The 4438-nt window shown below is 65.8% G+C and carries 3 protein-coding genes and 1 pseudogene; 1 reads left to right on the top strand and 3 read right to left on the bottom strand.

What is annotated here, in order from left to right:
* Positions 1 to 168: 168 nt before the first annotated feature.
* The 3 genes from Q0672_RS07390 to Q0672_RS07400 all read right to left on the bottom strand — a co-directional run bounded on the left by Q0672_RS07390 (position 169) and on the right by Q0672_RS07400 (position 3836).
* A complete protein-coding gene (locus tag Q0672_RS07390; RefSeq protein WP_298621228.1) occupies positions 169 to 1371 on the bottom strand; it encodes a hypothetical protein in 1203 nt (400 codons plus the stop codon).
* Positions 1371 to 2936 carry an MBOAT family protein gene (locus Q0672_RS07395; protein ID WP_298621231.1) on the bottom strand — a complete coding sequence of 522 codons (1566 nt, stop codon included), beginning with the start codon at positions 2934 to 2936 and terminating at the stop codon, positions 1371 to 1373. Before Q0672_RS07395 ends, Q0672_RS07390 begins: the two co-directional genes overlap by 1 nt.
* A gap of 132 nt (positions 2937 to 3068) precedes the next feature.
* A complete protein-coding gene (locus Q0672_RS07400) occupies positions 3069 to 3836 on the bottom strand; it encodes a ParA family protein (RefSeq protein ID WP_153161466.1) in 768 nt (255 codons plus the stop codon).
* Between the two features lie 340 nt (positions 3837 to 4176).
* Between Q0672_RS07400 and Q0672_RS07405 the strand changes: the two are divergent.
* Positions 4177 to 4438, top strand: a pseudogene (locus Q0672_RS07405) (NADP-dependent malic enzyme); the annotation flags it as partial.

Raw genomic sequence — 4438 nt, forward strand, 5'->3', positions numbered from 1 at the left:
GTATGCGGGTTGCAGCCTCACCGATCTGTAGGTCGGACTTTAGTCCGACACCGGGAGCTTGATTGGGTCGTGCTGTCGGACTGAAGTCCGACCTACAGGGGTTTCGCGGGTGTGTGGGTTGCAGCCTCGCCGATCTGTAGGTCGGACTTTAGTCCGACATGAGCTGGCTTAGCGGCGTTTGCCGACCACGTCGTCCACCTCGGTGAGGAGCGGCGACGGGGTGGTGAGGAGGGTGTCGAGCTGTTTGCGATCGGCGGCGATCACGTTTTCGATGTTGTCCGGGGTGAGCTGGATGCCGAACCTGCCATCGGCGTCGGCTGTGCCCATCACCCGGGCGATTACCTTGTCGCCCAGGGCGCGCTTGAAGTGGCCGGCTTCCCAGAAATACTGGAGGTGGGTCTTGCGGTCGCCGGGGGCGGGGATGGTTTCGAGGGTTTCGGGGCCGATGCCGCTGAAATCCCACACTTCGACGCCCGGATGCCGCGCGGCGATGGCGACGACCATGCGCTTCCAGTCGTTGAAGAGGTCGGCCAGCCCAAGCCGTGCCTGCATCAGGCGGATCTCGGCGTGGTAGGGGTAGATCACCAGCCGGGCCTTGCCGCCGCTCGTCTGGATGCCGGCGAGGAGGGCGTCGAGGGCCTGCTGGTCGATGGATTGCCCCTCGGCGGGCTGGATGGCCTTGGCCTTGCGGCCCCAGTTGCGGGCGTTCTCATCGGCGCGCTGGCGGAAAAGGATGTAGTGGCCGCTGTTGTCCACCTCGGCGATGTAGTTGTCCAGCGGATTGAAGCCGCGCTCGGTCAGGGTGGCGGCGTAGCGGGCGCGCTGCAGGGCGGCCGTCTTGGCGGAATCCCGCAGGCCGGTGATGGAGAACACGGTTTCGGCCAGCACCTTGCCGTCGATGGCCGGCGGGGTGTCGGCGGGTGGCAGCGGTACGGCTTCTGTGGATCCAAAGAAATCGTAGAACTCTAAGCCGATAATGGCTTCCGACGGAGAGCAGCCTGTTGTGGCAAGCCAATTCAGTTCGCGATAAACAGTGCTTACTGGCGCATTAGGGAGAGCGTAATTGAAGGCCGATAGTCCTCGGGCGGCGAAGGCTGGGTGCTCGGGGTCGAAGCCAATCTCGGCGCGGGAGTTGCCGAAGATGCCGGCGCTGGGGCACAGGCGGCGCGCGGCCTGCCAGCGGGTGAGTTCCCGGTGGTGGTCGAGGTAGGGCTTGGTGGCGCTGAGGCCGGCGATCCGCGGCGAGCCGAAGATGCCCAGCGGGTCGATGAAGACGTTGATGGCGCCCACCAGCGCGACGCAGGCGACGAGGGTGGCCAGCATCCAGCGCAGGTAGCTGGCCCAGGAGACGGGAGTCGTCGGGGAAGCCATCAGAACTGGAAGTACAGGAATTCGGTGGGGCGGGAGAGGGCCAGCACGCCGAGGGCGAACAGCAGGCCGATGGCGAGCGCGCTGCGGCGGCTCGGTTGCCATGCCAGGCGGCGGGCCACGGGCTGGGCGTGGCGGCTGTCTTCGGGCAGGGCGGGGTCGAAGCGGCCCATGATCTCTTGCGTGTTGGGGGCGAAGAAGGCCACCAGCGCGCCGACGATCACCCAGGCCCAGGTTTCGACGAAGGCCGCGCCGCCGCCGAGGCTGACGCCGATGCCGAGGCCATTCACCACGCCCTTGAGCGGGCCGAGGCGCGACAGGATGGGTTCGGGCAGGCTGGCGCCGAACTGGCCGAGCATGCCGCCGATCACTTTGTGTGCGGTGGCGAGATCCGGCGCGCGGAAATACATCCACGCGAACACCACGCACGGGAAGGTGACGAGCACGCCCAGCAGCCGCCCAAGGCCGGCCGGCAGATGCACCGGCACCCGGCGGCAGACGTCCTGCCAGGCATGATTGACCACCAGGAAGCCGCCGTGCAGCGCGCCCCAGATCACGAAGTTCCAGCCGGCGCCGTGCCACAGGCCGCCCAGCACCATGGTGGTGAGCAGGTTGAAATGGCGGCGGAAGCGCCCGTGGCGGTTGCCGCCGAGGGGAATGTAGAGGTAATCGCGCAGGAAGCGCGAGAGCGTCATGTGCCAGCGGCGCCAGAACTCGGTGATGTTGCGCGACTTGTAGGGCGAGTTGAAGTTGAGCGGCAGGCGCACCCCGAACATCCGCGACAGGCCGATGGCCATGTCGGAATAGCCCGAGAAGTCGAAGTACAGCTGGAAGGTGTAGGCCAGCGCGCCGCCCCAGGCATTGAACAGGGTGGGGGCGCCGGCGCCGGGGGCAAAGACCGGCGTGGCGTAGTCGGCGAGGCTGTCGGCGATCAGCACCTTCTTGGCGAGGCCGATGGCGAAGATGGCGAGGCCGATGGCGAAGATGGTGAGGCCGATGGCGAAGTTGGCGGCGTGAGGGCGGTAATTACGGTCTTCGTCGAACTGCGGCATCATCTCCTTGTGGTGCAGCACCGGGCCTGCGATGAGGTGCGGGAAGTAGGTGACGAACAGCACGTAGTAGATGAAGCGGTATTCGGTGACCTTGCCGGCGTAGGCGTCGGCCAGGAAGGCGATCTGGGTGAAGGTGAAGAACGAGATCCCGATGGGCAGGATGATCCCGAGGATCGGCCAGTCGGTGCCCAGCAGGGCGTTGGCGCTGGACAGGAAGAAGTCGGCGTACTTGTAGTAGCCCAGCAGCACCAGATTGACGATCACCGCCAGGGTGAGCACCCGGCGCCCCTCGGCGGTGCCGGCGCGGCGGGCGATGTAGCTGCCGGCCAGATAGTTGGCGCAGATCGAGGCGAGCAGCAGGGCCAGGTAGCGGTAATCCCACCAGGCGTAGAAGAACAGCGAGCTGGCGGCCAGCCAGGCGGCGCCGGCCTGCTTGCCGATGCGGCCCAGGATGAAGAAGCCGAGCAGCGTGACCGGCAGGTAGGCCAGCAGGAAGGAGTACGAATTGAACAGCATGCGTGCGTGGGGGGGCGGTGCCGCGCCCTTGAGTCGACCGGGCGCAGCTTATCCGTTTTGAGTGCCCCGCGCTGTGGCGGAAGGTTGCGGGGTGAAAGAAATGTCACGGCGCCGGGTGCCGGCGCCGTGAAATCACCGGCGCAGCTCGGCGTGCAGGGCGCTGAATTCCTGGGCCAGCTTGTGCTTCGGGTCGAGGTGGATCATCGGCTTGGCCTGCTCGTGGCTTTCGCGGATCTTGATCGAGCTGGACAGGTAGGTCTTGAAGATCGGCAGGCCTTCGTCGATGAGCTCCTGCACCAGCTTTTGCGGCAGGCTGGCGCGGGGCTGGAACTGATTGACGACGATGCCTTCAACTTCCAGATCGCGGTTGTGGTCGGCCTTGATCTCCTGGACGTTCTCGAGCAGCGCGTAGAGCGCCCGGCGAGAGAAGTCGTCGCAGTCGAAGGGGATCAGGCACAGCCGGGTGGCGATCAGCGCCGAGCGCGTGAAGAAGTTGAGGGCCGGCGGGGTGTCGATGAACACCGCGTCGAAGTCGTCGGCGAGCTCATCGAGCGCGTCGCGCAGCTTGAAGATCTTGTAGCGGGATTCGAGCTTGCCCTGGAGCTCTTCGAGATCCGGGTGGGACGGCAGGATCGACAGGTTGGCGAAGGGCGTCGGCTGGACGAACTCGGCGGTCTTCTTGGGGTTGAACTTGAAGTTCAGCGTCTGCTCGAAGAGCCCGGCGATGGTGTCGTCGGCGTTCTCGGCGCCGTTGCCGAGCAGATAGTGGGTGGAGTTGCCCTGCGGGTCCAGATCCACCACCAGCGTGCGCAGGCCGTTGGCGGCGCTGATCGCCGCGAGGTTGCAGGTGATGGTGGATTTGCCCACGCCGCCCTTCTGGTTGAACACCACTCGTCGCATCGTCTCTTCCCTCTGATCTTTGGTGCCAGTGTTATGACTGGGCGCGATTGTGCCACGCAATGCGGGTCCGCCCTAATTACGAGGGGTGCGAAAATGCGCCTCGTCGGTTAAACTCGCCCGACAAGAATAATCTGCAGTCTTCGTCGCCCCCTCCCGGCGGCGGAACTCCGGCCAGGCGCAGGCGTCAATCGCACCCGGCCGTCAGACCATGCAAATGCCCACTTCGGGGCATCCAAGACGCTTACAGACTTCCGTGTGCAGCAGGGTTAGCGCTCCTTGCCCGCTTGGCCGTTTGCCTTGCGGGGAGGGGTCGGACCATTTTTTTTGGTAGAGATAGAACATGGACAAGGATTTCATCGCCGCCGCCCTCGAGTACCACCGTAGCCCGACCCGCGGCAAGATTTCGGTGGTGCCGACCAAGGGCCTGACCAACCAGCGCGACCTGGCACTGGCCTACTCCCCCGGCGTGGCCGCCGCCTGTGACGCCATCGTGGCCGATCCGGCCGACGCGCAGGAATACACCTCCCGCGGCAATCTGGTGGCCGTGGTCACCAACGGCACCGCGGTGCTGGGCCTGGGCAACATCGGCCCGCTGGCCGCCA

This window comes from uncultured Zoogloea sp., assembly GCF_937894855.1.
Lineage (GTDB): Bacteria > Pseudomonadota > Gammaproteobacteria > Burkholderiales > Rhodocyclaceae > Zoogloea > Zoogloea oryzae.